17 protein-coding genes and 1 pseudogene are annotated in these 23,545 nt (G+C 69.5%); 12 read left to right on the forward strand and 6 right to left on the reverse strand.

The genetic code is table 11. The annotated features are described in order from the left end of the window. Window positions 1-24 precede the first annotated feature (24 nt). From OHS81_RS33510 to OHS81_RS33535, 6 genes are all read left to right on the forward strand, one after another. Window positions 25-933 carry a thiopeptide-type bacteriocin biosynthesis protein gene (locus tag OHS81_RS33510; protein WP_328389525.1) on the forward strand — a complete coding sequence of 303 codons (909 nt, stop codon included), beginning with the start codon at window positions 25-27 and terminating at the stop codon, window positions 931-933. Further along, window positions 930-2,048 (forward strand): thiopeptide maturation pyridine synthase, encoded by a 1,119-nt coding sequence (locus tag OHS81_RS33515; protein WP_328389527.1) that lies wholly within the window; start codon window positions 930-932, stop codon window positions 2,046-2,048. The genes OHS81_RS33510 and OHS81_RS33515 overlap by 4 nt, the downstream gene beginning before the upstream one ends. A 77-nt stretch (window positions 2,049-2,125) precedes the next feature. Continuing rightward, the gene (locus OHS81_RS33520) at window positions 2,126-3,430 is read left to right on the forward strand and encodes a SagB/ThcOx family dehydrogenase (RefSeq protein ID WP_328389529.1); all 1,305 of its coding nucleotides are present in this window, start codon (window positions 2,126-2,128) and stop codon (window positions 3,428-3,430) included. After that, on the forward strand, window positions 3,427-5,322 hold the full coding sequence (locus OHS81_RS33525; RefSeq protein ID WP_328389531.1) for a hypothetical protein: 1,896 nt from the start codon (window positions 3,427-3,429) through the stop codon (window positions 5,320-5,322). Before OHS81_RS33520 ends, OHS81_RS33525 begins: the two co-directional genes overlap by 4 nt. Further along, complete coding sequence (locus tag OHS81_RS33530) at window positions 5,315-7,267, forward strand: TOMM precursor leader peptide-binding protein (protein ID WP_328389533.1); 1,953 nt, start codon at window positions 5,315-5,317, stop codon at window positions 7,265-7,267. The genes OHS81_RS33525 and OHS81_RS33530 overlap by 8 nt, the downstream gene beginning before the upstream one ends. A gap of 15 nt (window positions 7,268-7,282) precedes the next feature. Next, entirely contained in the window at window positions 7,283-8,497 is a 1,215-nt protein-coding gene (locus tag OHS81_RS33535; RefSeq protein WP_328389536.1) for a cytochrome P450, read from the forward strand. A gap of 25 nt (window positions 8,498-8,522) precedes the next feature. Here OHS81_RS33535 and OHS81_RS33540 read toward each other — a convergent pair whose 3' ends face one another. The 3 genes from OHS81_RS33540 to OHS81_RS33550 all read right to left on the reverse strand — a co-directional run bounded on the left by OHS81_RS33540 (window position 8,523) and on the right by OHS81_RS33550 (window position 14,127). Then, complete coding sequence (locus tag OHS81_RS33540) at window positions 8,523-11,606, reverse strand: AMP-binding protein (protein WP_328391608.1); 3,084 nt, start codon at window positions 11,604-11,606, stop codon at window positions 8,523-8,525. A gap of 146 nt (window positions 11,607-11,752) precedes the next feature. After that, on the reverse strand, window positions 11,753-13,408 hold the full coding sequence (locus tag OHS81_RS33545) for a hypothetical protein (RefSeq protein ID WP_328389538.1): 1,656 nt from the start codon (window positions 13,406-13,408) through the stop codon (window positions 11,753-11,755). Next, on the reverse strand, window positions 13,405-14,127 hold the full coding sequence (locus OHS81_RS33550; RefSeq protein ID WP_328389540.1) for an ABC transporter ATP-binding protein: 723 nt from the start codon (window positions 14,125-14,127) through the stop codon (window positions 13,405-13,407). Before OHS81_RS33550 ends, OHS81_RS33545 begins: the two co-directional genes overlap by 4 nt. Before the next feature lie 623 nt (window positions 14,128-14,750). Between OHS81_RS33550 and OHS81_RS33555 the strand changes: the two genes are divergently transcribed. Next, entirely contained in the window at window positions 14,751-15,548 is a 798-nt protein-coding gene (locus tag OHS81_RS33555) for a FadR/GntR family transcriptional regulator (RefSeq protein WP_328389542.1), read from the forward strand. 106 nt (window positions 15,549-15,654) lie between these two features. Here OHS81_RS33555 and OHS81_RS33560 read toward each other — a convergent pair whose 3' ends face one another. Continuing rightward, window positions 15,655-17,328, reverse strand: a complete 1,674-nt coding sequence (locus OHS81_RS33560) for an L-lactate permease (RefSeq protein ID WP_328389544.1) — start codon at window positions 17,326-17,328, stop codon at window positions 15,655-15,657. Between the two features lie 213 nt (window positions 17,329-17,541). On the opposite strand from OHS81_RS33560, the gene OHS81_RS33565 reads away from it, so the two are divergent. From OHS81_RS33565 to OHS81_RS33580, 4 genes are all read left to right on the forward strand, one after another. Further along, on the forward strand, window positions 17,542-18,309 hold the full coding sequence (locus OHS81_RS33565) for a (Fe-S)-binding protein (RefSeq protein ID WP_328389546.1): 768 nt from the start codon (window positions 17,542-17,544) through the stop codon (window positions 18,307-18,309). After that, window positions 18,306-19,877, forward strand: a complete 1,572-nt coding sequence (locus tag OHS81_RS33570) for a lactate utilization protein B (protein WP_328389548.1) — start codon at window positions 18,306-18,308, stop codon at window positions 19,875-19,877. Before OHS81_RS33565 ends, OHS81_RS33570 begins: the two co-directional genes overlap by 4 nt. After that, complete coding sequence (locus OHS81_RS33575; protein ID WP_328389550.1) at window positions 19,874-20,512, forward strand: LutC/YkgG family protein; 639 nt, start codon at window positions 19,874-19,876, stop codon at window positions 20,510-20,512. Before OHS81_RS33570 ends, OHS81_RS33575 begins: the two co-directional genes overlap by 4 nt. 244 nt (window positions 20,513-20,756) lie before the next feature. Beyond that, window positions 20,757-21,383 (forward strand): GntR family transcriptional regulator, encoded by a 627-nt coding sequence (locus tag OHS81_RS33580; RefSeq protein WP_328389552.1) that lies wholly within the window; start codon window positions 20,757-20,759, stop codon window positions 21,381-21,383. A gap of 19 nt (window positions 21,384-21,402) precedes the next feature. Here OHS81_RS33580 and OHS81_RS33585 read toward each other — a convergent pair whose 3' ends face one another. Together OHS81_RS33585 and OHS81_RS33590 are read right to left on the reverse strand one after the other, a co-directional pair. Then, window positions 21,403-22,197 carry a carbon-nitrogen hydrolase family protein gene (locus OHS81_RS33585; protein ID WP_328389554.1) on the reverse strand — a complete coding sequence of 265 codons (795 nt, stop codon included), beginning with the start codon at window positions 22,195-22,197 and terminating at the stop codon, window positions 21,403-21,405. Between the two features lie 138 nt (window positions 22,198-22,335). Continuing rightward, window positions 22,336-23,259, reverse strand: a pseudogene (locus OHS81_RS33590) (MFS transporter); the annotation flags it as partial. A 15-nt stretch (window positions 23,260-23,274) separates the two neighbouring features. Between OHS81_RS33590 and OHS81_RS33595 the strand changes: the two are divergent. After that, entirely contained in the window at window positions 23,275-23,538 is a 264-nt protein-coding gene (locus OHS81_RS33595; protein ID WP_328391610.1) for a DUF2848 family protein, read from the forward strand. The last annotated feature ends 7 nt before the right edge of the window (window positions 23,539-23,545 follow it).

The raw sequence follows: 23,545 nt of genomic DNA on the forward strand, positions 1-23,545 counted from the left end.
CGAGCGGGCGGCGACTCTTGCTGGGTGAGTGCGCATCTCTTCTCCCAGGGCAACCTCGATCGCGTGCTGACCGGCCTGGTAGACCCCTTGCTCGACGAACTGCGCGAGCAGCGGTTGGCGAACCGCGGGTTCTTTCTCCGGTACTGGGACGGGGGGCCACACGTCCGGCTGCGCGTGCTGCCCTCCTGCCAGGAGGCTGCCCCCGTAGTGCGCGGCCTGATCGAGCAGCGTGCCACCGCGTACTTCGCGCACAGCCCGGCCCCCGACGTGCTCAGTCAGGAGGAATACCTGCACTCCGCCCGCGAGATCGGGGCGTGGGAGGGTGTGCGGCCCACGGAGCGCATGTACGCCAACAATTCCGTGCACTTCCTGCCCTACGTTCCTGAGCAGCACCGCTACGGTCAGGGCGCGACGCTGCAACTGGTGGAGGAGCACTTCAGCACATCGAGCGAGCTCGCATTGGACCTTTTGCGGGGGGAGGACGGCACCGACAAGCGTGAACTGGCCGCCCTGTGCCATTTGTTGCTGGCTTGGTTCCTCGGTGCTGATGACGTTCGCGAGCTGGCAGGACGGCAGCTCGCCAAAGCGTCCGCACGGCGCGAGCTCGGTGCAGCGGATGCGATGGCGGCGTCGGACGCCCGGTTTCTCCGCCGGCGTGAGCGATTGCTGACCCTCGCCGCGACCATGCACAAGGTCGCCCGCGCATGGCCTCACATGCCGGACGGCAGCAGTCTGAAGCGGTGGGCGTCATCCGTCCGGGGTGTGGTGGACGCGCTGGGAGCTGATGCGGAAGCGCCGTCGGCCGAGTCAGCGGCGGACCTGTGCGCGCACCTCTTCGCCAATCGCGTTGGGGTGCGCATCGACTCCGAGGGCGCGCTGCGTTATCTGGCAGCCCGTGCGGTCACCGATTCTGCCGTTTACCAGGGGGCATGATGTGGCGGAGCTTCCACGTCCACTACTACGACCATGACAAGAACGGGTTACTGCTGGACGCCGTCCGCCCTTTCTTGCACCGGATAGCGCCGGAGGTGTCCGGTGCCCACTACCTCTTGCACTGGTTGCGCGGCCCGCACGTCCGTATCAATGTGAACGCTGAGCCCGAAGGCTTTGCGACGACCGTGCTGCCTGCACTGGACGAGGTGATCAGGCCATATCTGGCCGAGCATCCGTCAACCGCAGTGATCGACACCGTCGCCTTGGAGTCCCAGCACACACGTCTTGCCCAGCTCGAAGACGAACGGGGCCCGATCAGTCCGTTGTGCGCGGACAATTCCCTCCACGAGGCCGACCATGACCAGCGGCTGCACGTTCTCGGCAGTGTGCAGGCCGCCGAGCTGCTCGCGGACTTCTATGACGCCACCACGCCACTCGCCTTCGAGATGCTCGATCACACGCGCCGTCGTGGCAGCCCGTTGGCCGGATTGGCCTTCGACACCATGATCGCCACGGCACATGCATTGTCCGGCGTCGGGCTGCAGCGCGGTTTCGTATCCTTCCGGTCGCATGCGGAAGCCTTCCTGTCCTGGTGGCCGGAAGCTGAGGGGCTGCGGCAGGCATGGGACCGGCACTACACCGTTCACGCCGGGAAGCTCGCCGAACGTGTGCGTCACGTCATGCGGGCAGTTGAGCCGCCGACGGAGTCGCGAGGCTTGGTGGGCCGCTGGGTGCAGGAAGCAGCTCCCTTTCTGCAACGCGGGGCTGCGCTGATGACGGCCGGTGAGCTTTCCATGGACCCGCCCTGGGCGGGCCGGTTCTCCGAGGACGACGAGCTGATCGCCGAGATGGCACGCAAGAGCGCCTTCCACAACCATCCCCGGCCGGCCGGCGAAGCGGTTGACCAGCTCTGGTTCGACCAGTACCGGATGATTCTGAATTACACGTATCTCCAGTTGACCCGCTTGGGGCTGTCGCCGGTGGAGCGGTTCCTGCTGTGCCACCTTGCGGCGAACACCGTCGAGGACCTGTTCGGCGTCGCGGCCACCGAGGTGCGGTTGCCCGCGCCCGGCGAGTCCTTACGAGGGGCTGCGATCCTGCGGGAGTCGCCGTGAGCCATGGGGATGTGTGTCGCCTGTACCGGCTCAGAAGTGGCGTCCACAGTGTGCGGTCCGCATCCGGCGAGGTGGCTTTGGCTGCCTGGCCGCACCTCCAGTCGATGGGACGGCTGACCGCCGAGCAGCGGTCGCTGCTCCAGATGTTGTCCAGTGATCGGTCGGCCGAGGGGCTTACCGAACGCTGCCCCCGAGATCAGGCCGAGGAACTGCTCGCCATCCTGTCCTCGGGCGGTTGGCTGATCAGCACCGTTGTCTGCGGAGACCGTCCGCTGTTCAGCAGTCGGCCGCTGGTAGCGCACGGGAAGCCCCTGCCTCCCGCGGAGCCGCGCAGGCTGTCCCGGTTCGCCTCGGTCCGCCGGGACGGTGACGAGATCGTGGTGGGGTCTCCGGCCGCTGGGGCGGAGGTGCGCCTGTACGACAGCCGTCTCGTCGAGTCGGTCCTGAATCCGGGTGCGGCACAGCAGGTGCGACCTGACGTGCCGGCGGAAGCCGTACGCCTGCTCACCGGCGAACTGGCCGACACCGGCTTTCTCGCGACCGCGGCCGAGACGAACTCCCTCAGCAGCGTCCAGTGGAGCCCGCATGAACTGGCCTTTCACCATGGCAGCAGACTGCGCGGCGACCACAGGATGGGGCGGGACTTCGGCGCATCGTACTGGGCGAAGGGGAGGTTCGACGCGCCACCGGGCCAGCACCCGCGATGGCCGGAGGCGGGCATCGAGTTGCCGCGTCCCGCCCTGGACAGACTCCGCGTCCAGGACCCCGCCCTGGCTGAGGTCATGGAAGAGCGGCGTTCGATCCGTACCTACGACGAGGACAACCCGCTCTCCGTCCGGGAGTTGGGCGAGTTCCTCTTCCGCACGGCACGGGTGCGGGCGACGGGTAGCGACGCCGAGGGACTGGACGTCTCCAGTCGGCCGTATCCCGGGGGCGGCGCCGGCTATGAGCTGGAGCTGTACCCACTGGTCCGTAACGTCCGTGGTCTGGACGCCGGCCTGTACCACTATGCCCCGCAGGGCCACCGACTGTGCCCGGTCCCGGCGTCGGCGACAACGCTGCGCTGGCTGATGAAGGCGTCAGCAGCGGGGATGACCGGGGAAGCCACACCGCAGGTGCTGCTGGTCATCGCTTCGAGGTTCGGTCGCCTGGCGTGGAAGTACCAGGCGATGGCCTACGCGCTGACGCTCAAGCATGTGGGCGTGCTGTACCAGAGCATGTATCTCGCGGCGACAGCCATGCGGCTGGCGCCCTGTGCGCTCGGGGTGGGCGACTCGGATGCCTTCGCCGCGGCAACCGGGCTGGACTATTTCGAGGAGACCAGTGTCGGCGAATTCGCACTGGGCAGCCTGCCCGCGGCGCGGAGAGAGAGCACCGGATGAGACCTCGGCTCAAGGACGACGTCTATTTCACGCCGGTGGACGAGGGCATGGTCTGGCTGACCCCCGCCGGCTTGCTGAGGATGAGGGAACCGTCCGTCGCCACCATGGTGGAGAGGCTTGCGCCACGGCTCAACGGACGTCACACGGTGGACGAGCTCACCGCGCGCCTGCCGGAGGGGACCCGCCGCCTGATCGTCGAGCTGCTGGATGCGCTTGTCCGCCAAGGGCTGGTGGAGGATGCCGGGCCGGGCCGGACGCACACCGCGCGTGCGGAACCGGACGCGGCCTTCACGCAGCACGTCACCGGTGACCCCCACCCCGCCCTCCACCGCTACCGCAACGGCAGAGCGCTGGTGATCGGGTCTGATCCGCTCCTTGCCCATGTGGTCAGGGCCCTTTCCGCCAGTGGTGTGACGACGGTGGAGACGGTCCTCGACGAGGGCGGTGCAGCGTCGGACGACGCCGTGCACGCAATCGTTCACGGCGGCATCGACTTCGCGCTGCACGTCTTCGATTCAACTGGTGTGTCGCACGCTTCTGTCCTCGCGGCGGCCTGCGCCCACCGTGGCGTACCGCTGGTCCAAGGCCTGGTCTCGGAGTCGGAGGTGCTGGTCGGGCCCTGTGCGAGCGCCGACTGGATGTCTGTGTGGCGGCGGCTGCGCGACGAGGACAGGAAGCAGTTCGAGGCGGAGCCGGGGCCACCCTCTGGTGCTGCCGGGCGCGTCCTCGCGAACCACATGGCGTTCCGGCTGTTCCGGTGTGTCACAGGCACTGCCGCACCCGGGGATCAGAGGATCTGTTCCTTCGACACACTGACGCTGGAAACACGTCGCCATGATGTGCTGCCCCACTTCTCCTTCGGAACGGTGCGGCCTCAGTCCCGGGTGGATTTCGTCCGCACCGTGCGCGAACTGCGGCGTGGGCTGGGATGCACCGAGACAGAGTTCTCCACGCGAGCAGTGCAGGCGATCGATGCGCAATTCGGGCCCATTCGAAGCCTGGCCGAGGACGAATTGCCGCAGCTGCCCCTCCGTCAGGCACGCGCATTCGTTGCTGCGCCCTCCTGGGCCGACGGCCCGGTGGCGGTGACCGCCTCTGGTCCGGACTTCGCCACCGCACGGCACCGCACTGCGCTGAAGGCCATCGCCACGTACGGAGCCATGACAGTCGATCCTCGACGCTTGCACGTGCGCAGCCGGAGCGGTGGCCGCCTTCCTGACGAACCCGATGACGTCATCCGTTTGATCCGGGCGGGGGAGGCCGACGCCCGACTCTGGGGAATCCGTCTCGACGACGCCCAGCCGTGCCTGGTCGACGCACGCGCGGCGTTCCCCGTGCTGTCCGAAGGCAGCATCCTGCCGATGGGGCTCGGCTTCGGCCTCGACTGGACGAGCATGACGAGCGTCGCCGTCCTTGAGCAGTGCCGCGCCACCGTGCTCGCGGACCCAACGGCGTTGGCGGGGCCACGGGTCGGGCAAGAGGTGATCGACGGGGACCCGGTGAGCAGGCGCTACCGCCGGCTGCTCACCGCACTCGGCCACGACCTCCGGTTCATCGACCTCAGCAGGCAGACAGGCGTGCCGACTGTGGCGGTCATGATGAACGGCGCTTCCGTAGAGGTGGCGTGCAGACTCCGTCTGGTCGAAGCCATCCGGGATTCCCTGGAGGCCGTGCTTGTGGCAGCGCAGTCGCAGCAGCCGCTTCCCTCCCTCGGCCGCAGGGTGCAGGAAAGCACGGCGCAATGGTCACCACCGCAGGACGCGTCCTTGGGCGATGCCGTTACGGCACTGCGGCAGACCGGCCAGACTCCTGTGCTGGTTCCGCTGGATCACGATCCGGCGATGAATCGGATCACGCCCTATGCCGGAAACGTGGTGCTGATCGATGAGTGACACACATCCGCTCGTCAGCGTCCAGGGCGCAGGCCGACTACGCGATGCCGTCGCGACGCACCTGGCCCTCGATCCCCCGATCAGCTGCGTGCCGACGGATGGGTCGGCACAGGGCTCGACTGCCGTGGTCGTCGTCGCGGACGCCTGGCTGGAGGATTCTGTTGCGCTGGGCCCGGAAGGCGCGGCAGCAGTCCTGCCGGTGTCGACAGAGCTGGGGCATGTGGTCATCGGTCCGCTGACCAGGCCGGGAAGGCCGGGCTGCTGGATGTGCGCCCGGCTGCGCCGCAGCCGCAACCATCCGGAACGCGATCTGGTGATCAGGCGGAACCAACATGCCCTGGCGAGCCGGCCGTCGTCCGCGCTGACCAGCTTCGCCGCCGACGCAGTGGCCGCGCTGGTACATGAGGAGATCACAGCCATCGTGGAGGGAGCCGGGCCGCGTACGGCGTCGTCCTTCCTCCGGGTGTCGCTGGCCGATCTCACCGTCCGGAAGCACCGTGTGCTGCCAGATCCGCTGTGCCCGGTCTGTGGGGAACTGCCGGAGGACACAGCCGAGGCCGCTGTGCTGTCCATGCCACGGAGGCTCAAGCCTGCGCCCGGTGCTTTCCGCACGCGGGCCGTCGTCGACGCCCGGGAGACCCTCCTGAGCACCTATGTGGACCCTGAGGCGGGGCTGGTCAGCGAAGTGCAGACGGGCGACGAGGGGGGGCTGCCGGTCGCCAAGGCTCCGCTGGCGATGCGGGGCGCTTCAGGCACCGAGGCGGGCTGGGGGCGCAGCGAAAGTTACCGTGTCAGCGCGGTGACCGCCGTGCTGGAAGCGGTCGAACGGTGGGGCGGACTGCAGGCCGGCGGCACACGCACGGCCGTGCGCGCTTCCTACCGAGAGGTCCGCGAACTGGCCGTCGACCCGGTCTCACTGGGCCTGCACGGCGACGAGAGCTACGCCGATCCGGACTTCCCGTTCACACCGTTCCACGACGCTCTCGAACTGCGCTGGGTGTGGGCATACTCCTTCCGCCTTCGGCGCTCGGTCCTCGTTCCTGAGACCTACGCGTACTACGGTGCGCACGTCCTGCAGCGGGATGAGCCGCGACTCGCGTACGAGATATCAAATGGATGTGCCCTGGGGGGCTGCATCGAGGAAGCGATTCTTTACGGTCTCCTCGAGGTCGCCGAACGGGATGCCTTCCTGATGGCGTGGTACGTGCAGCGACCGCTGCCCGTGATCGACTTGGCCTCTGCCCGCGATCCGCGGGTGCGGTTGCTTGCGGCGCACCTCGAAGAGGAGAACGATCGGACGATCACGCTCCTGGACGCCACGGTTGAGCAGAACATCCCGTGCGTGTGGGCCATCGCCGTCGGCCGTCCCGGTGAGACGGTGCGGGCGAGGGCGGTGTGTGCAGGGGGTTCGCACATCGACCCCGAGCGGGCGGTGCTGAATGCGCTCTGCGAACTCGGTCCGATCCTTGCGAGCGTGGACCGCTCCTACGAACAGCGCCGGGAACATGTCACCGCGATGACCAAGGACTCGGGACTGGTCCAGACGATGGGTGATCACTCTCTGCTGTACGCCGATCCGGAAGTCTTCCCCCGGCTGCAATTCCTGTTCGCCTCGCAGGAGCGTCGCTCCTTGCAGGAAATGGCGGCGACGAGCATCCGCATCTCTCCTGATGATCTCACCCAGGACGTCGACCAGGTCGTCGAGCGCTACCTGGAGACCGGCCTGGACGTGCTGGTCGTCGACCAGACGACCTCGGAGCACCGCCACGCGGATCTCGCCTGCGTCAAGGTGATCGTGCCGGGCGCGATACCCATGACGTTCGGTCACGGGATGCGCAGGGTGCACGGTCTGCCGCGGCTCTTCGACGTACCGCGTCTGCTCGGAGACCGTAACCCGCCCGTGACCATCGAGGATCTCAATCCCTACCCGCATCCGTTTCCCTGAGGACCGACGACGCCCATGGCCAGCATTGAAGGACAGGCAGACCCGACCCCGCCCTCGTACCCCTTCCGCCAGGCTCGGGGGGTCGGCATCGATCCCGAGTTCGCGCGCTTGCGGCACGAGGCGCCGCTCGCCCGCGTCACCATGCCCTATGGCGGCCAGGCCTGGCTGGTGACGCGGTACGAGGACGTGCGTACGGTCCTTGGCGACCGTAGATTCAGTAGGGCGGCCACGCTGGGACGGGACGTGCCGCGGCTCGTGCCGCTCGTCCAGCAGGTGTCGAGCATTCTGACGCTTGACCCACCGGATCACACCCGCCACCGCAGGTTGGTTTCACGCGCCTTCACCCCTCGCCGTATGGAGGAGCTGCGTCCGAAGGTACAGCAGTTCGTCGATGAACTCATCGACGAACTGGTCAAGCACGGGCCGCCCGCTGACGTGGTGGCTCATGTGACCCGACCGCTTCCCGTCATGGTGATCTGCGAGCTGCTGGGCGTTCCCTTCGGCGAGCGGCGCCTGTTCTACATCTGGTCGGAGGCGATGCGGTCCACCGGCGCCGACGCGGTCAGCAAGATGAAGCAGGCAGGACAGCTCCCCTGGGACTACCTGGCCGACAGAATCTCTGCCGAACGTGAGAACCCGTCCGACAATTTGCTCGGAACGCTGGTGCGAGCGCGTGATGAAGAGGAGCGACTCAGCGAGCAGGAACTGGTGAGCTTTGCGGTGACCCTTCTGCTGGCAGGGCACGAGACGACCACTGACGAACTCGGCAATTTCCTCTACACGCTCCTCGTCACCCCGGCTCACCGTGAGCAATTGCGTGCCCATCCAGACATGTTGGAGCCAGCCATCGAAGAGCTGCTGCGCTTCGTTCCGATTGGAACCCTCTCCGGCTTCACCCGGATCGCCACCGAGGACGTGCATCTGAGCGGTGGCCTGGTACGAGCGGGAGAATCGGTCGTGGTGCAGGCGGACTCGGCCAACCGCGACGAATCAGTCTTCGCGGACCCTGACGAGCTGGACTTCCGGCGGGAGCCGAATCGGCACCTGGCCTTCGGGTACGGGCCGCACCACTGCCTGGGAGCACAGCTCGCCAGGATCGAACTACGGGCCGCAATAGGCACGCTGCTGGCCCGGCTGCCCGCCATTGCGCTGGCGGTGCCGGAGCACGAAGTGCCTTGGAAGCTCGGGCGATCGGCACTTGGGCCGCAGGCACTGCCTGTTACGTGGTAGAGCGGGGCCGTCGGCGGCAGGGTGCTCAGGCCAAGGCCTGTACGACCTGCCGGACGTTGTTGACGAACTGACGGGCAAGCATCCGGGCGTCGTCCTCCGGGATGGCGTCGCGCCGGTAACGCAACACGCCCCCTACGGCAGGGTGCGGCCACAGTTCCACGGTCAGCTCCGGGACAGCGTTGGCGGCCGGACTACGGATGAGATCGGCATCGGCGTCACCCAGCCGCATCGAGGCCGGGGGGATCTCCTCCTGCAGCAGATACGCCTGCAACAGCGGGTGCCTCCGGTAGCCGTCAGGAAGCTTGGGCATGATCGCATTCATGGGGACGAGAGGCGGCTTCATCGCGGCACGCAGTTCCTCAGCGGCGGTGGACGCCAGCGAGTGCGGCGTGTCGGCATCGGCCGGCAGCCGCAACGGCAACAGACCGGCCATGCAGCCGACCAGAGAGGCCTCCTGCTCTGTGTACCGGCCGCTCACGGGAATGGCGACAGCCGGGTCGGGCGCCCCCGTGTACGTGCGCAGGAGCATCACGTAGGCGGCGTAGAACACCGACATGGCAGTCCCCTGAACAGCGGCAGCTGCGACGCCGACCTCGGAGATCAGGTCTTCGTCGATGGCCAATGCCACCTCGCCTGCCGGACCGCTCCAGGGCCTGCGGTCGTTCAGCGGAAAGGTCAGCTCGGGGGCGTCAGCCATGCGCTTGCGCCGTGACCAGATGGCGAGCGGGAACTGCTTCCGGTACTGCTGACGCCGGGCAGCGATGACACGGAAGTAGGACGGTGGCTGATCGGCCTGCGGGGCAAGGCCGCGGCGCAGCGCCCGGTAGGCATCAGTGAGTTCCTGGCTGAACAGCCGGGCAGACCAACCGTCGAAGAAGATGTGGTGGACGCTGATGGCGAGCACCGCTTCGTCCGGACCGGCCGGGAAGAGTGCGGCCCTGATCGGGCTGCCGGCCACCAGGTCGAACGGGCGCATCGCCCACTCGGTTGCCGCCCGCTCCGCCGTTGTCAGGCTGGCCACCGCATGATGCCGCTCCAACAGCCCTGCGGTCTCACCGGCGGGCAGAACGCGGACCTGCGGATGCTCCAGGTCGGAGCCGAATCGCACCCGTAGCACCTCGTGGCGGGCCACGAGGTGGTCCAGGGCCTTTGCGAGCACGGCCCCATCGACGGCACCTCGCAGTCGGTAGATCACGGGCACCACGGCTTCATCAAGGCGGGTGCCGCTGCGCAGTGCCGTCCAGAAGCTGCCGAAGACGAAAGGGAGTTCACGCGGCGCGTATCCAGTCTCCGGACCGGGGTCGGCATGCCCTGCGTCAGGATCGCTCGGAGAGGCAGGTGCCCGGTCGAGCAGCTCCGCGATCCGCTGCGGCGATCGCGCGCGGAAGATGTCGGAAACCTCGATGGTGCGTGAGAATCTGCTGCTCAGCCGGGTGGCCAGGCGCATGGCCGTCAGGGAAGTGGCGCCGCGGTCGAAGAGATCGTCCCGGGGGCCGATCGAGTAACCCAGCAGCTCCGCAGCGACGGAACGCACGGCTTCGATGCGGTCGTCTGCGGCGGCCGGACTTTCGTCGGCAGTCGGTGTCGGTAGGAGCGCGGCCAGGGCGCGCTGGTCGGCCTTGCCGTTCGCGGTGAGAGGGAGTTCGTCGACGGCGCGCAGGACGTCGGGTACCAGTCCGGCGGGCAGGGTCCCGGTGACCGCAGCGTGCACCTGATGGGGGTCCACGCCCCCGTGCTCGGTGAGGTAGAACGCCGCCAGGCGGGTCTTGTTCGGGGCATCGAGCGGCAGCGCCAGCGCGACGGCGCGGGTGACGCCGGGCACGGACTCGACTAGGCGTTCGATCTCCTCCGGCTCGATACGCAAGCCCCGCACCTTGAGCTGGCGGTCCTTACGACCGGCGAACAGAAGTTGCCCCCGGCTGTTGATCCGTCCCAGGTCACCGGTCAGATAGGCCCGGACAAACGCACCGTCCGCCTCGACCTCGATGAACCGTCCGTTTGCCTCGGTACCGGATCCGAGGTACCCGAGAGACAACCCGTCACCGCTGAGCGCGATCTCACCCACCTGCCCCCTGGGCACAACGGCGTGCTGCTCGTCGACAAGGTGCACAGACGTGTTGGTCACCGGCGTGCCGATGGGAACGTCATCGGCCAACTCATCGTTCCGGGCGACCCACAGAGTGGTGTTGATGGTGTTCTCCACCGGCCCGTAGGCGTTCACCAGCTGAAGTCCTGGATGCTCTCGCAGACATCGCGCCACGTGGCCGGCCGACAGCCGTTCGCCGCCGACGAAGACGAGGCGGAGTCCGGTGAGTGAACCCGGGTCGTCATCGACGAGCATGCCGAACAGAGGAGTGGCGACCGCCAGCATGGTGAGCCCGTCCCGGACCAGTTCGCGCAGCCGCTGCCCCGTCAGATATCGGTCATCGAAGAGCACACAGGTGCCGCCGTTGATCAGACTCACCCACAGTTCGAGGGCGAAGATGTCCCAGGCCATCGAGGAAAGCTGCAGTGTGGTCGGCGGCTCGTCGTGCAGACGTCTGATGTCGATGGCCGTGCGTGCGACGCCCCGGTGTGGCGCCAGTACGGCCTTGGGCATGCCGGTGCTGCCGGACGTGAGGAACACACAGAAGGGATCTGCGCCGCTGGTGGGCGGCGCGGGCCTGGCCGCTGGGACAGGGCGATCGGAGCAGTGCGCGAGCACCTCCTCAACCGTCAGCGTGGTGGAGGTGCCGACCGGCTCTCCGGGCACCGATGTCACACACAACGTGGCGCCGGTCTGCTGGACAAGCTGTCGGCAACGGCCGACCGGCCAGTCAACCGGCGCACACGCGTAGACCGCGCCCGCCTTCAGAAGCCCGAGCAACACGGTCATCGTCTCGGGAGTGCGCGCAGCGCGAACAACCACCACGTCACCCGTGGCCACTCCGTGCCCGGTCAGGACTGCAGCCGCCCGGTCCGCCGCCGCTACCAGTGCGCGGTAGGTCACCGATGTGTCTCGCCACCGGAGCGCCACGGCTTCCGGGGTGGCACTGGCGGCGCGATCCACGAGGACATCTATGCGCTCCCCCTCGGAGTAGGGAGCGCGTGGACCGTGTAATACCGACATCGGCAGTAAGGCTGTCGCCACCTGGCGCCTCCGTTTGTGTCCAGGGCTCGGGCGCAAATGCTGCGCAGTCGCCACAGCTTGCACACTATCTCTGGGGCGGCGACCGCTTGTGCGATTTCGGTGGTCTCACGCCCACTCTCTCCTGATCAATGCCTGCGCAATTTTCTGGCCAAGTGGGAGGCGCCGAGGAGCAGAACGGCCGTCAATGCCAACGCGACCAGCACCATGCACGCAAGGGCATCGAGGCCGGAGCCGGGGGCGAGGACAGCGTCCAGCGCAAAACTCAGGCCGGTGACCGAGATCAGCAGCGGTGCTGCGTACCAAAACAGGAAAACGAAGAAGCTGAGGTCCCCGAAGGGAGTGGGGATGCCGATGAACAGCAGCTCGGACCGGACCGGCCCGCGTACCGCCGCCAGCACCGAGGCCGAGGCGAACGGAAGAGCGCACACCGGCATCAACAGGAGTGCCCAGGCACTTCCGTTGAGTGCGAAAGGTACAGCCGCCGTGCAGCCCAGTACTGCACCAAGCCCTGCCGGGACGATCGCGTGATGGAGCATCAAGGTCGCGAAGCGGAAAGGGGACCACGACGAGCGCCGGAGGTCGTCTGCCTCCAAGCGGGCCGACTCGGCCAGTCGGCCCACCGCCAGATACCCGAGCGTCAAGGCCATGACCACAGCAGCGGTCCTGCTCAGGCCGTCGAGCGACGCGGCAAGCCCCGCGATCGCCGCTGCGACCACGGTCCAGAGAGCCGCGCTGCCGACCCGGCCCGGTGCGCGCAACAAGGCCACGGCGTCGCGCCAGACCACCACGAGATATTTGCTGCGCGGCATGGGCAGCCGACGCCGTGCATGGCGTCCGTTGCTTCCGAGCGCCTCGCTGACTGCCAGCTTCGCGGCGCGCAGTTCCACCGACCAGAGCACTGATGCAACCGTGGTGGCCGTCGCCGCGCGAGCGCGCAACTGCCTGGTGGGGACGGTCGCGGAAGCCGTATGCCCGTACCAGGTCGCCGCGGCGGTGAGCACCACGAGCAGCGCAACAGCGACGGGCCATACGCGCGCCGAGCCACCCGCCGTATGGACAATCGGTTGGGCGGCCCAGCCCCAGGGCCCGGACCACAGCTCGATCTGCTCCAGCATCGGAAGCCGGTGCCCGGCTGCCGCCCACCCTGTCTGCGCGACGAGCACCACCAGCAACAGCACGGCGTACGGCGTCGCTGCCCTGACCCGGGCTCCCAGGCCGGTCCGTCGTTCGACCTGGAGGGCGAGTACGACCGCAAGCAGCGGGAGACACAGTCCGGCGGGCAGGCAACCCACGAGCCCGGGCCCCAGTGAGGAGACCCCGGTCAGGTGCAACAGGACACCCCCGGCGACTGCGCACAGGAGGCCGCCGGCGACAGCGAGTCCGGCGGAGAGACGGAAGTAAGGACGTAGCACTCGGGCCCGGTCGACCGGCTGGCCGAGCAGCCACGCCGCGTCCGGTCCCGGCACGAGCACCGGCCCGCGCCACAGTGCGTCGCGCGCGGCGATCAGGGCGAGGCCGAGAGCCAGCAGCACCAGGCCGGCGGGAAGCGCACGGCGGATCGCCTCCAGCGCGTCCCCGTGGGCAGCCGCGTGCTGGAGACGCCTGGCGAAGCGGTAGACGAACGTCGTGCCGTAGCCGCCGGCGAGCAGGACGAGCGAGTAGCCGATGACGCCGAGATCACGATTGCGTCTGCTGCGGTGCCCGCGGCGCTTGTCGCGCAGCCAACGCAACGTCTCGGAAGTGCGGTCGTACTCCGTCGTCCAGGCTGTCTCCTCGCTCACTGGTGGCCGCCCAACTGTTGGAGAACAGTGGCGGGGTCGCCTGAGGCCACGACCTTGCCGTCCTCCAGGGCGACCACCCGGTCGGCCACCGCTCGGGCGAGATCTGCCTGGTGGGTGGCGAGCAGAACCGCTACGCCGTCCTCTTTCTCGCCGATCAGCAATTCACCCAGCTGCCTGCGGGATTCGGGGTCGAGGCGTTGCTCCGGCTCATCGAGCACGAGCAGATCGCGGGGGCGGACCAGAGCGGCGGCGAGCAGGAACGCCTGTAGCTGGCCCGATGACAGGGCGCCGGGGAGATGGTGCGCATGACCGCCCAGGCGGCGGTCGGCAAGGACTTGATCGATCCACCCCTCCGCGTCAGCCACGTCGTGGGCCACGGTGATGAGTTGGAGATGGTCGCGCACGCTCAGGTCCGGGTAGCAAGCGACGGTGTCGCCGACGACGGCGACCCTTGCGCGCACCTCGGGGTTGTCCTCGTCGATGACCTTTCCGTCGAACAGCGCTGTGCCGGTGGTCGGTTCGTCCCGGCCGCCGGCGATGCGCAGCAACGTGGATTTCCCGGAGCCGTTGTGCCCGAAGAGGGCGGTACAGGTGCCGGCCGGGACCTCAAGGTCCAGCGGATGAAGCGCCCGGCGATCGCCATAGGTGCGGCTGACCCCGCGGAGCTGTAATAACGCGGGGCCGGCGCCATCATCGGCTTTGCTTGTCCTGCTGGGCATCGTGCCTCCGAATATGGGGGAAATCCGATGTCGCGAGCCTAAGGGTTCGCAGAAGAACAACATGCGTGCTCGTGGTACATGGACTTGGAGTGTCAAGTCTCAGAACCAGCAAGTTGATTCTCTGCGGACCCCAAGGGCTGTCCCGCAAACGCTGGCTGGGGCGTGAACCGGGTGCTGGGCGGGACACTCCCGAGACTCTGCCAGGGCAGTGGTGGCAGCCTGCGGACATGCCAGAGCTGCGTGTTCATGCAGGCCGTCACTATGCCGTCCCGTTCCGTTACGCCTTGCCCGCACGATGCGTGGCGCGTGGAGCTGAGTGAGGCCGTCCTGGTGCCGGCCGCGTGGGTTGAGATTCCCAGCGCAGAGAAACACCTGCCTGGAGCTGCCTTCCCGGTGGCGGTGTTACCCGACGAGGACCCGAACCTGGAGCCGACCGGCCCTTCGGCGTGAACGCTGCCCGGCACGGCGACCCGACCTCCGAGAACGCCTGCTGCCTCACCCCGAGCATCCCCCGGCCCGACCGGGCGGAACAAACGCCCTGAGCTCGGCCGTATGGTCCGACCACACGCTCTGTGTGACATAGTTTTGGCAAGGGAGCACGGGGCCGAGCCGGGGAGTGGTGGATGTCTGCCGAATGGCGACCTGTGCGGCAGTCGCGCACACATGAGCTGGTCCTCGAACGCATCGAGGAGCGGGTGCTCGCGGGCGAGCTGAAGGCCGGGGACCGGTTGCCGCCCGAGCGCGAGCTGGCACCGGTGCTCGGGGTCAGCCGGTCCGCGCTGCGCGAGGCGCTGCGGGTGCTGGAGACGATCGGGGTGCTGGTCGCGCAGGCGGGCCGCGGGCCGGACGCGGGAGCCCGGATCGTACGGAATCCGGACGATGCGCTGGGCCGGCTGTTGCGTCTGCATTTCGCCCTGGGGAGCTACAGCCTGCAGGACGTGCTGGAGGCCCGGGTGGTGCTGGAGCGTTCCAGCTTCGAGGCGGCCGCGGAGCACGCTTCGGCACAGGACCTCGACGAGGCCGAAGCGCTCGTGGCGCGTATGCAGGAGCCCGAGGTGGGGGTCGACGACTTCAACGACCTGGACACCCGGTTCCATGTCGCCATCGCCCGTAGCTCCGGCAATCAGCTCACCTCCACCCTCACCTCGGCCGTTCGGGAGTCGGTGCGTCCGCTGATCCTGCGGGCGCTGGAGAGGGCGGAGGACTGGCCGGCCACGGCGGGTGCGCTGAACGCCGAGCACACCGAGCTGCTGCGCCTGGTGCGCGCGGGCAAGGGCGCCAAGGCCGCCGACCTGGTCGAGTCGCATATCCGCGGTTTCCACGGGACGTTGGTCGACGAGAAGCCCCAGGCCGACCGGGCGGGGGAGGCAGACGACGCGGAGCGGGCGGGCGACGCGGCCGAGTCGGCCCGGGAAGGCTGAGTCGGCTGGGCTGAGCCGGCAGGGTTGAGACCCAAGGCCGGTAGGCCGAATCCGCACCCGATGGGGGACAGGGCGGGCCCGTCCCACCCCGCCCCCGCCGGTCCCCCTACGGCAGCATCCACGACAGCACCGGCAGCGACTGCAGGGCGACCAGGACGCACAGGACCGCCAGCATCGCGACGCTGTATCCGATGACCTTGCGCAGCAGGATCCGCTCGGTGCCCGGTTGTCCCACCGCGGTCGCCGCGATGGTCAGGTTCTGCGGGCTGATGAGTTTGCCGACGACACCGCCGGTGGTGTTGGCGGCCACCAGCAGGGTCGGGTCGATGCCCGCGGCCTTCCCCGCGGTCTGCTGGAGCGTGGCGAACAATGCGTTCGACGAGGTGTCCGAGCCGGTGACGGCGGTGCCGAGCCAGCCGAGCACCGGGGAGAGCACGGCGAAGAAGCCGCCGGTGGCGGCGAGCCAGGTGCCGATCGCGAGGGTCTGGCCCGACTGGTTCATCACGTAGCTCAGGGCCAGGACGGTGGCGACCGTGGCGATGGCGGTCCGCATGTTCCGCACGGTGCGCCCGGCGCAGACGAGGCCCGTGCGGGCGGTCATCGGGAAGCGGTCGGAGTCCTTTGCGCGGCTGTAGATCAGCATCACGAGGAGGCCGGAGAGGAGGAGCAGGGAGCCGGGATTGGCCAGGACCTCCAGCTTGTAGACCGCGCTGCCCGCGGGGGAGCCGTCGGCGGCCAGGAGATTGCCGTACAGGCCGGGCCAGTTGAGCTGAAGGGTGGTGGCGCCGAGCAGCCGGGGCATGTCGAGTCCGCCGATGCGGAGCTTGGCGAGGGCGAAGACCGCGATCACCAGGAGGTACGGCAGGACGGCAAGACCGACGCGGCGGCCGGTCAGCGGTTCGGCCTCGACCCGGGAGCGCTGGTCGTCCGGCGTCGTGGGGGACCAGAAGCGCAGCATGACCACGGCGGCACCGAAACCGGCCAGTGCGGCGACGACATCGGTGAGCTCGTACGCGAAGTGGGCCGAGCACCAGAACTGGGCGAGCGCGAAGACCGATCCGGTGACCAGGGCGATGGGCCACAGCTGCCGCAGCCCGCGCCGCCCGTCGACGAGGAAGAGCAGCAGCAGCGGGACGAAGAGGGCGAGCAGTGGGCTCTGGCGGCCGATGACGCCGGCGAGGTCCCCGGCCGGTATGCCGGTGAGGGTGCCCGCGGTGGTGATGGGGATGGCCATGGCGCCGAAGGCGACGGGCGCGGTGTTGGCGACGAGGACGGTCACGGCCGAGGTGAGCCGCGGCAGCCCGAGCGCCATCAGCATGGCGGCGGTGATCGCGACGGGGGCGCCGAAGCCGGCGAGGGCTTCGAGGAGCCCGCCGAAGCAGAACGCGATGAGCATGGCCTGGATGCGCAGATCGCCGCGGCCGACGGAGTTGAAGGAACGGCGCAGGTCCTCGAAACGGTTGCTGACCACGGTGAGTTCGTAGAACCAGATGGCCGACACGACGATCAGCATCACCGGGAAGAGGCCGAAGGCCAGGCCCTGGGTGGCGGACAGGACGCCGAGCTGCAGGGGCATCCCGTAGCCGAGGACCGCGACCAGCAGCGCGGCCAGCAGCGCGCCGAGGGCGGAGTGCAGCGCGGGGCGGCGGGCCGCCATCAGCAGCACGAAGAAGGCCGCCAGGGGGACCAGACCCAGTAGCGCGGTGGCGGTGAGGCTGCCCCCGACGGCGGCCACGTCAGGGGTGTAGGCCGCCAGGACGGCGGGTGGTGTGGTGGCCACGGAGTGCTCCTCATCGAGTCATCGAGTTCTGCGCGCCGTCCGGCCGGTCGGAACGTCCCGTTCCCGGCGAGAGCGGCGCGCCCGGTGGCTGAGAATCGGCCCTCAGTAGTCCACTGAAGATGTCGCATGTCAATAAGGTCGGACCAAACTGCGCCCTTACTTTTCTCTTCGGTCCGCACCGAGTATGGTCGGACCATAAGCAAGGGAGGCTCCATGCGCATCGCGCTCTTCGCCACCTGCCTGGGAGACACGCTCTTCCCTGAGGCGGTGAAATCCACCGCGGTCCTGCTGGCCCGTCTGGGGCACGACGTGGTGTTCCCGCCGCAGCAGACCTGCTGTGGTCAGATGCACGTCAACACCGGCTATCAGCGGGAGCCGGTGCCGCTGGTGCGGAACTTCGCCGAGCAGTTCGGCGACCCGTCGATCGAGGCGGTGGTGATGCCGTCGGGGTCGTGTGCGGGCTCGGTCCGCCATCAGCACGAACTCGTCGCCGCACGGTACGGGGACGCCGCGCTGCGCGCCGGGGTCGCGGACGTGAAGACCAAGACGTACGAGCTGTCCGAATTCCTCGTCGACGTACTCGACGCGACCGACGTCGGCGCGTACTTTCCCCACCGGGTGACCTACCACCCCACCTGCCACTCCCTGCGGATGCTGCGGGTGGGTGAGAAGCCGCTGCGGCTGCTGCGCGCCGTCGAGGGCATCGACCTGGTGGAACTTCCCGAGGCCGACGCGTGCTGCGGCTTCGGCGGCACCTTCGCGGTCAAGAACGCCGGCACCTCCTCCGCGATGCTGAAGGACAAGATGGACCACATCGCCGGCACCGGCGCCGAGGTGTGCACGGCGGGCGACTCGTCCTGTCTGATGCACATCGGCGGCGGTCTCTCGCGCATCAAGTCCGGTACGCGGACACTGCACTTGGCGCAGATCCTCGCCGCCACCCGCACCGCGCCCCACGTCCTGACGGAGGCCGCCCGATGAGCACAACGACCGGCCCCTCCGCGCGCGGCACCTTCCTCGGTATGCCCGCCGTCCCCCCGCGCTCCCCCTACGGGACGGGCCATCTGCGGGGCGAGCGCGCCTTCCCCCGGGCCGCCCACGACGAGCTGGGCAACGAGCAGTTGCGCCGCAACCTGGGCAAGGCCACCCACTCCATCCGCGCCAAGCGCCTGGACGTCACCGGTGAACTGCCCGACTGGGAGGCGCTGCGCGACGCCGGCTCGGCGATCAAGACCGACACCATGAACCGGCTGCCCGAGCTGCTGGAGCAGTTGGAGCGGAAGGTCACCGAGCACGGCGGCACCGTCCACTGGGCGCGCGACGGCGTCGAGGCCAACGAGATCGTCACCCGCCTGGTCCGGCGGACCGGCAGCGACGAGGTCCTGAAGGTCAAGTCGATGGCCACCCAGGAGACCGGCCTCAACGAGCACCTGGCGAGCCAGGGGATCACCGCCCTGGAGACCGACCTGGCCGAGCTGATCGTGCAGCTCGCCGACGACCGTCCTTCGCACATCCTGGTCCCCGCGATCCACCGCAACCGCGACGAGATCCGGGAGATCTTCCTCCGCAAGATCCCCGGCGTCGACCCCGCGCTGGACGCCGCCCCCGCCGAACTGGCCGCCGCGGCACGCGCGTATCTGCGCGAGAAGTTCATGACCGCCAAGGTGGCCGTCTCCGGCGCCAACTTCGGGATCGCCGAGACCGGCACCCTGTCGGTGGTCGAGTCCGAGGGCAACGGCCGGATGTGCCTGACCCTGCCCGAGACGCTGATCACCGTCATGGGCATCGAAAAGGTCCTGCCGCGCTTCCAGGACCTGGAGGTCTTCCTCCAACTGCTGCCGCGCTCCTCGACCGGCGAGCGGATGAACCCGTACACCTCGCTGTGGACGGGCGTGACGCCGGGCGACGGCCCGCAGGACTTCCACCTCGTGCTGCTCGACAACGGGCGGACGGCGGCGCTCGCGGACACCATCGGGCGCGAGGCGCTGAACTGCATCCGCTGCTCGGCCTGCCTCAATGTCTGCCCGGTGTACGAGCGGACCGGCGGCCACGCCTACGGATCGACCTACCCCGGCCCGATCGGCGCGGTGCTCACCCCGCAGCTCGCCGGTATGCACGCCGCCAAGGACGACCCCAACAGCTCGCTTCCGTACGCCTCCAGCCTGTGCGGAGCCTGCTTCGACGCCTGCCCGGTGAAGATCGACATACCGTCGCTGCTGGTCGAGCTGCGGCACCAGCACACCGAACAGTCCGGAACGAGTGCGGAGAAGCTGGCGATGAAGGCCGCGGCCGCGGTCATGAAGCAGCCGAAACTGTTCACGGCCGCACAGCGGGCGGCCGGGCTCGGGCGCGTGGTGGCGGGGCGAAACGGCACGTTCTCCCGTCTGCCACCGCCGTTCCGGGGCTGGAGCGACAGCCGGGACACCCCGGCCCCGCCGAAGCAGTCCTTCCGCTCCTGGTTCGCCTCCGCCGACGGAGCGGCCGCGATGCGGGCGGCGGCGGAGGACGGCGCACGGCACACCGACGACGATTCCCAGGAGACACAGTGACCGCGACCGCACGGGAGACGGTGCTGCGACGCATCCAGGATGCGCTGGCCCGCTCCGACCGGCCCGAGGCGACCGTTCCCCGCGCCTACCGCACCGGACGCGCCCTCCCCGACGGGGAACGGCTCGCCCTCTTCGCCGACCGGCTCGTCGACTACAAGGCGCAGGTGCGCACCTGCACGGCCGGCACCACCGCGACGGTGATCGCCGAGGCGCTACGGGCACACGCGGCACGGAGGATCGGGGTCCCTCCGGGGCTCGATCCGGCCTGGCTGGCCGGGTGGGACGGGGAGATCCGCACCGACTCCCCGGACATTCCGGCGCCCCGGCTCGACGCGCTGGACGGGGTGGTGACGGCCTCCGCCGTCAGCTGCGCCGAGACCGGCACGATCTTCCTGGACGGCGCCGCGGCGGACCAGGGACGGCGCGCACTGACCCTCGTCCCCGATCTGCATGTCTGCGTCGTCGACCTGTCGTCGGTGCGGACCGGCGTGCCGGAGGCGGTGGCACGCCTCCGGCCGGAGCACCCGACCACACTGATCAGCGGCCCCTCGGCCACCTCCGACATCGAGCTGGAGCGGGTGGAGGGCGTGCACGGGCCGCGCGCCCTGGAGGTGGTGATCCGCACCGACGTATGAGCGGTGCCGGTGTGCCGCACGGGCGCCCGCTCGGCTGGGCCACTGACGTCGTCCCTGTCCGGGCTCCGGTGGTACGGGGCCCCGGTGTGCCGGGCTCCGGCGGTACGGGGCAGCGGCCGCGCCCGGGGACGTATGGCGTTCCGTCAGAAACGGCGCGTACATGGCGCGTCGTGCCGGTCGCGCACCGTGTAGCCTGCGCATACGTGTTGTATGCAATTTCCACGGGCGCAGGGGAGAGCGGGCGATGCAGTCGGGGCGCGAGAAGGCCTACGCGTATCTCAAGGACAGCGTGCTGACCGACCCGGAGATGCAGGACCGGTTCCTGTCCGAGCAGGAGATCGCGGACCGGATCGGCGTCTCCCGCACTCCGATCCGCGAGGCCCTGCTGCTGCTCGCCGCCGAGGACCTGGTGCGGCTGGTGCCCAAGCGCGGCGCGCATATCGCCCCGCTGTCCGGCCGCGAGATCAGAGAGCTGATGGAGATGCGCGGCCTGATCGAGCGCTTCGCCGCGCAGCGCACGACGGACCACGGGACCGCACCCGTCGACGAGATGGCGGACATCCTGGCCCACCAGGACACCCTGCGGGGCGAGGCGACCACCAAGGAGTTCATCGACGCCGACCACCGCTTTCACGCCACTCTCGTCGCCGCCGTCGGCAACACGTTGATGAGCCGCCAGTACGACGCCCTGCGCAGCCGCCAGATCCGGGCCGGTGTCCTGGCCCTCTACCGCTCCGGCAACCGCCAGGACGAGGTGCTTGCCGAGCACCGGCAGATCCTCGACGGCTTGGTGGCCGGGGATGCCGTGGCCGCCTGTGCGGCCATCGACAGCCACATCAAGGCGACCCAGCGCATCCTCCTGGCCGCCTGACCCCGACGGCCGACGGGGCCTACAGCTTCCGGTTGTCCAGCACCGCCACGGCCCGCCGCACCCGCCTGGCCTCCTCGGGATCCACGTCCGCGATCAGCAGGTCGGGGACGCTGCCCAGCTGGGCGCGGACGGTTCCGTCGGGGCCGATCAGCGCGGTGTGCCCGACGCCGTTCGGCGCCTCGGCGGGCGCCTCGGGGTCGGCCTGCGGATCCGGCGCGGCCTGGTCCACGGCCGCCATCCAGACGGTCGCGTCCAGGGCGCGCGCCCGCACCAGCAGGTCCCACTGCGCACGCTTGCCCGGTCCCGCGGCCCAGGACGCGGGCAGCAGCGACAGCGTCGCCCCGGCGTCCGCATGCGCCCGGAACAGCTCCGGGAACCGCAGGTCGTAGCACGTCGCCAGGCCCACCCGGACGTCGTCGACGTCGAGGGTGACCACGCGGTGGCCCGGGGCGACCGTGTCGGACTCCCGGAAGCCGAACGCGTCGTACAGATGGATCTTGTCGTAGGACTCCTCGACCTCGGGTCCGGTGGCCAGCAGGGTGTTGGCCACCCGCCCGTCGGGCGCGGGCGTGAACATGCCCGCCACCACCGTCACCCCGGTCTCCCGGGCAACCGCCCGGACCCCCTCGGCCCACGGCCCGTCCAGCGGCTCGGCCACCGCCGCGAGCGGCGCCCCGAACCGCACCATGGCCGCCTCGGGCAGGACCACCAGCCGGGCCTCCTCGCGCGCCGCGCGACGGACCTGGTCCTGGACGTCCACGAGGTTTTCCTTCGGATCGTTCGATGCCGTCATCTGGCACAGCGCGATGCGCATACGGATCTCTCTTCTCTCGTGCCGGTCGGTGTCGTCGGAACTGTGCGGAACTCTTCGGAACCCGGTGCCGGGCGGCCCGCCTCAGCGGCCGGGTGCCTCCCGGACCATCCTCCCCGGCGACCGCCCGGCGCCCTTCGCCGGGCGGGTGTACTCCTCGTCCTCATCGTGCGCCGGATCCCGCCCCAGCAGTACGCCCACGATGGTGACCACGGCGGTTCCGGCCAGGTACAGCGCCAGCGGCAGCCAACTGCCGAACGAACCCAGCAGCGCGGTGAACAGCAGCGGAGCGACGGCCCCGCCGATCACCCCGGCCAGCGTGTACGCCAGCGACGACCCGGTGTAGCGCAGCCGGGGGGTGAACTGCTCGGCGACGAACGCTGCCTGCGGCCCGTACAGCAGGGAGTGGATCGCCAGCGCCGCCACCACGCCCAGCACCAGCAGTCCCCAGGAACCGCTGTCCGTCATCGGGAAGAACACGAACGGCCACACCGCAGCGGCGGCCGCGCCACCGAGGTACATCCGGCGCCGGTTCCAGCGGTCGGACAGCGCCCCGGCCAGCGGGATCAGCACGATCTGCAGCGCCGAGCCGATCAGTACGGCCGTCAGCGCCTTTCCGCGGGGCAGGCCCAGGTGCTCGGTGGCGTAGGTGAGGACGAAGACGGTGAACATCGCATAGAGCACGTCCGGTGCGACCCGGCTGAGGATCGCGGCCACCAGGGCCCGCGGCTCGGTCGTGAACACCTCGCGGACCGGCGCCCGGGACCGGTTGCCGCTCGCCTCCATGGCCCGGAAGGCCGGGGTCTCCTCCAGGTGCACCCGGATCCACAGCCCGAACACCACCAGGACGCCGGAGAGCAGAAAGGCGATCCGCCAGCCCCAGGCCAGGAACTGCTGCTCGGTCAGGAGCGAGCCGAGGGCCGCCAGCACGCCGTTGGCCATCAGATTGCCCACGGGCGGGCCGATCTGCGCCGCCGAGGCCCAGAAGCCACGCTGGTGGGAATCCCCGTACTCGCTGCTCAGCAGGACGGCGCCGCCCCACTCGCCGCCGACGCCGACGCCCTGACCCTGCGCGCCTGGGTGACCCCCGTCGGCGGCGGCGAGGAAGTCCTCCTCCAGGACGGGACGGCGGGCGAACTGCTCACTCCCGGCTACTGGGCCGAGGTCCTGCGCGGGCGCGGCGAGCTGCGGCCCGGCACGGTCCTGATATCGGGCACCATCCCGATGCGGGAGGGCGTCGACCAGTTCGCGGCCCGCTGGCGCGTCGAACTCGCGGACCCGGCCACCGGGAACGTCATCGCGCTCGCCTACGACGTCGTCCCGATGCCGGAGCCGGCCGGCTGACCGGCCG

It is taken from the genome of Streptomyces sp. NBC_00400 (assembly GCF_036048035.1).
Classification (GTDB): domain Bacteria; phylum Actinomycetota; class Actinomycetes; order Streptomycetales; family Streptomycetaceae; genus Streptomyces.

Bases quoted from the DNA above. Each gene is read 5' to 3' on its own strand.
- OHS81_RS33515 (WP_328389527.1), top strand. From the start codon at position 930: ATGATGTGGCGGAGCTTCCACGTCCACTACTACGACCATGACAAGAAC.
- OHS81_RS33525 (WP_328389531.1), top strand. From the start codon at position 3,427: ATGAGACCTCGGCTCAAGGACGACGTCTATTTCACGCCGGTGGACGAG.
- OHS81_RS33530 (WP_328389533.1), top strand. From the start codon at position 5,315: ATGAGTGACACACATCCGCTCGTCAGCGTCCAGGGCGCAGGCCGACTA.
- OHS81_RS33535 (WP_328389536.1), top strand. From the start codon at position 7,283: ATGGCCAGCATTGAAGGACAGGCAGACCCGACCCCGCCCTCGTACCCC.
- OHS81_RS33540 (WP_328391608.1), bottom strand. From the start codon at position 11,606: ATGTCGGTATTACACGGTCCACGCGCTCCCTACTCCGAGGGGGAGCGC.
- OHS81_RS33550 (WP_328389540.1), bottom strand. From the start codon at position 14,127: ATGCCCAGCAGGACAAGCAAAGCCGATGATGGCGCCGGCCCCGCGTTA.
- OHS81_RS33555 (WP_328389542.1), top strand. From the start codon at position 14,751: ATGTCTGCCGAATGGCGACCTGTGCGGCAGTCGCGCACACATGAGCTG.
- OHS81_RS33565 (WP_328389546.1), top strand. From the start codon at position 17,542: ATGCGCATCGCGCTCTTCGCCACCTGCCTGGGAGACACGCTCTTCCCT.
- OHS81_RS33570 (WP_328389548.1), top strand. From the start codon at position 18,306: ATGAGCACAACGACCGGCCCCTCCGCGCGCGGCACCTTCCTCGGTATG.
- OHS81_RS33580 (WP_328389552.1), top strand. From the start codon at position 20,757: ATGCAGTCGGGGCGCGAGAAGGCCTACGCGTATCTCAAGGACAGCGTG.
- OHS81_RS33585 (WP_328389554.1), bottom strand. From the start codon at position 22,197: ATGCGCATCGCGCTGTGCCAGATGACGGCATCGAACGATCCGAAGGAA.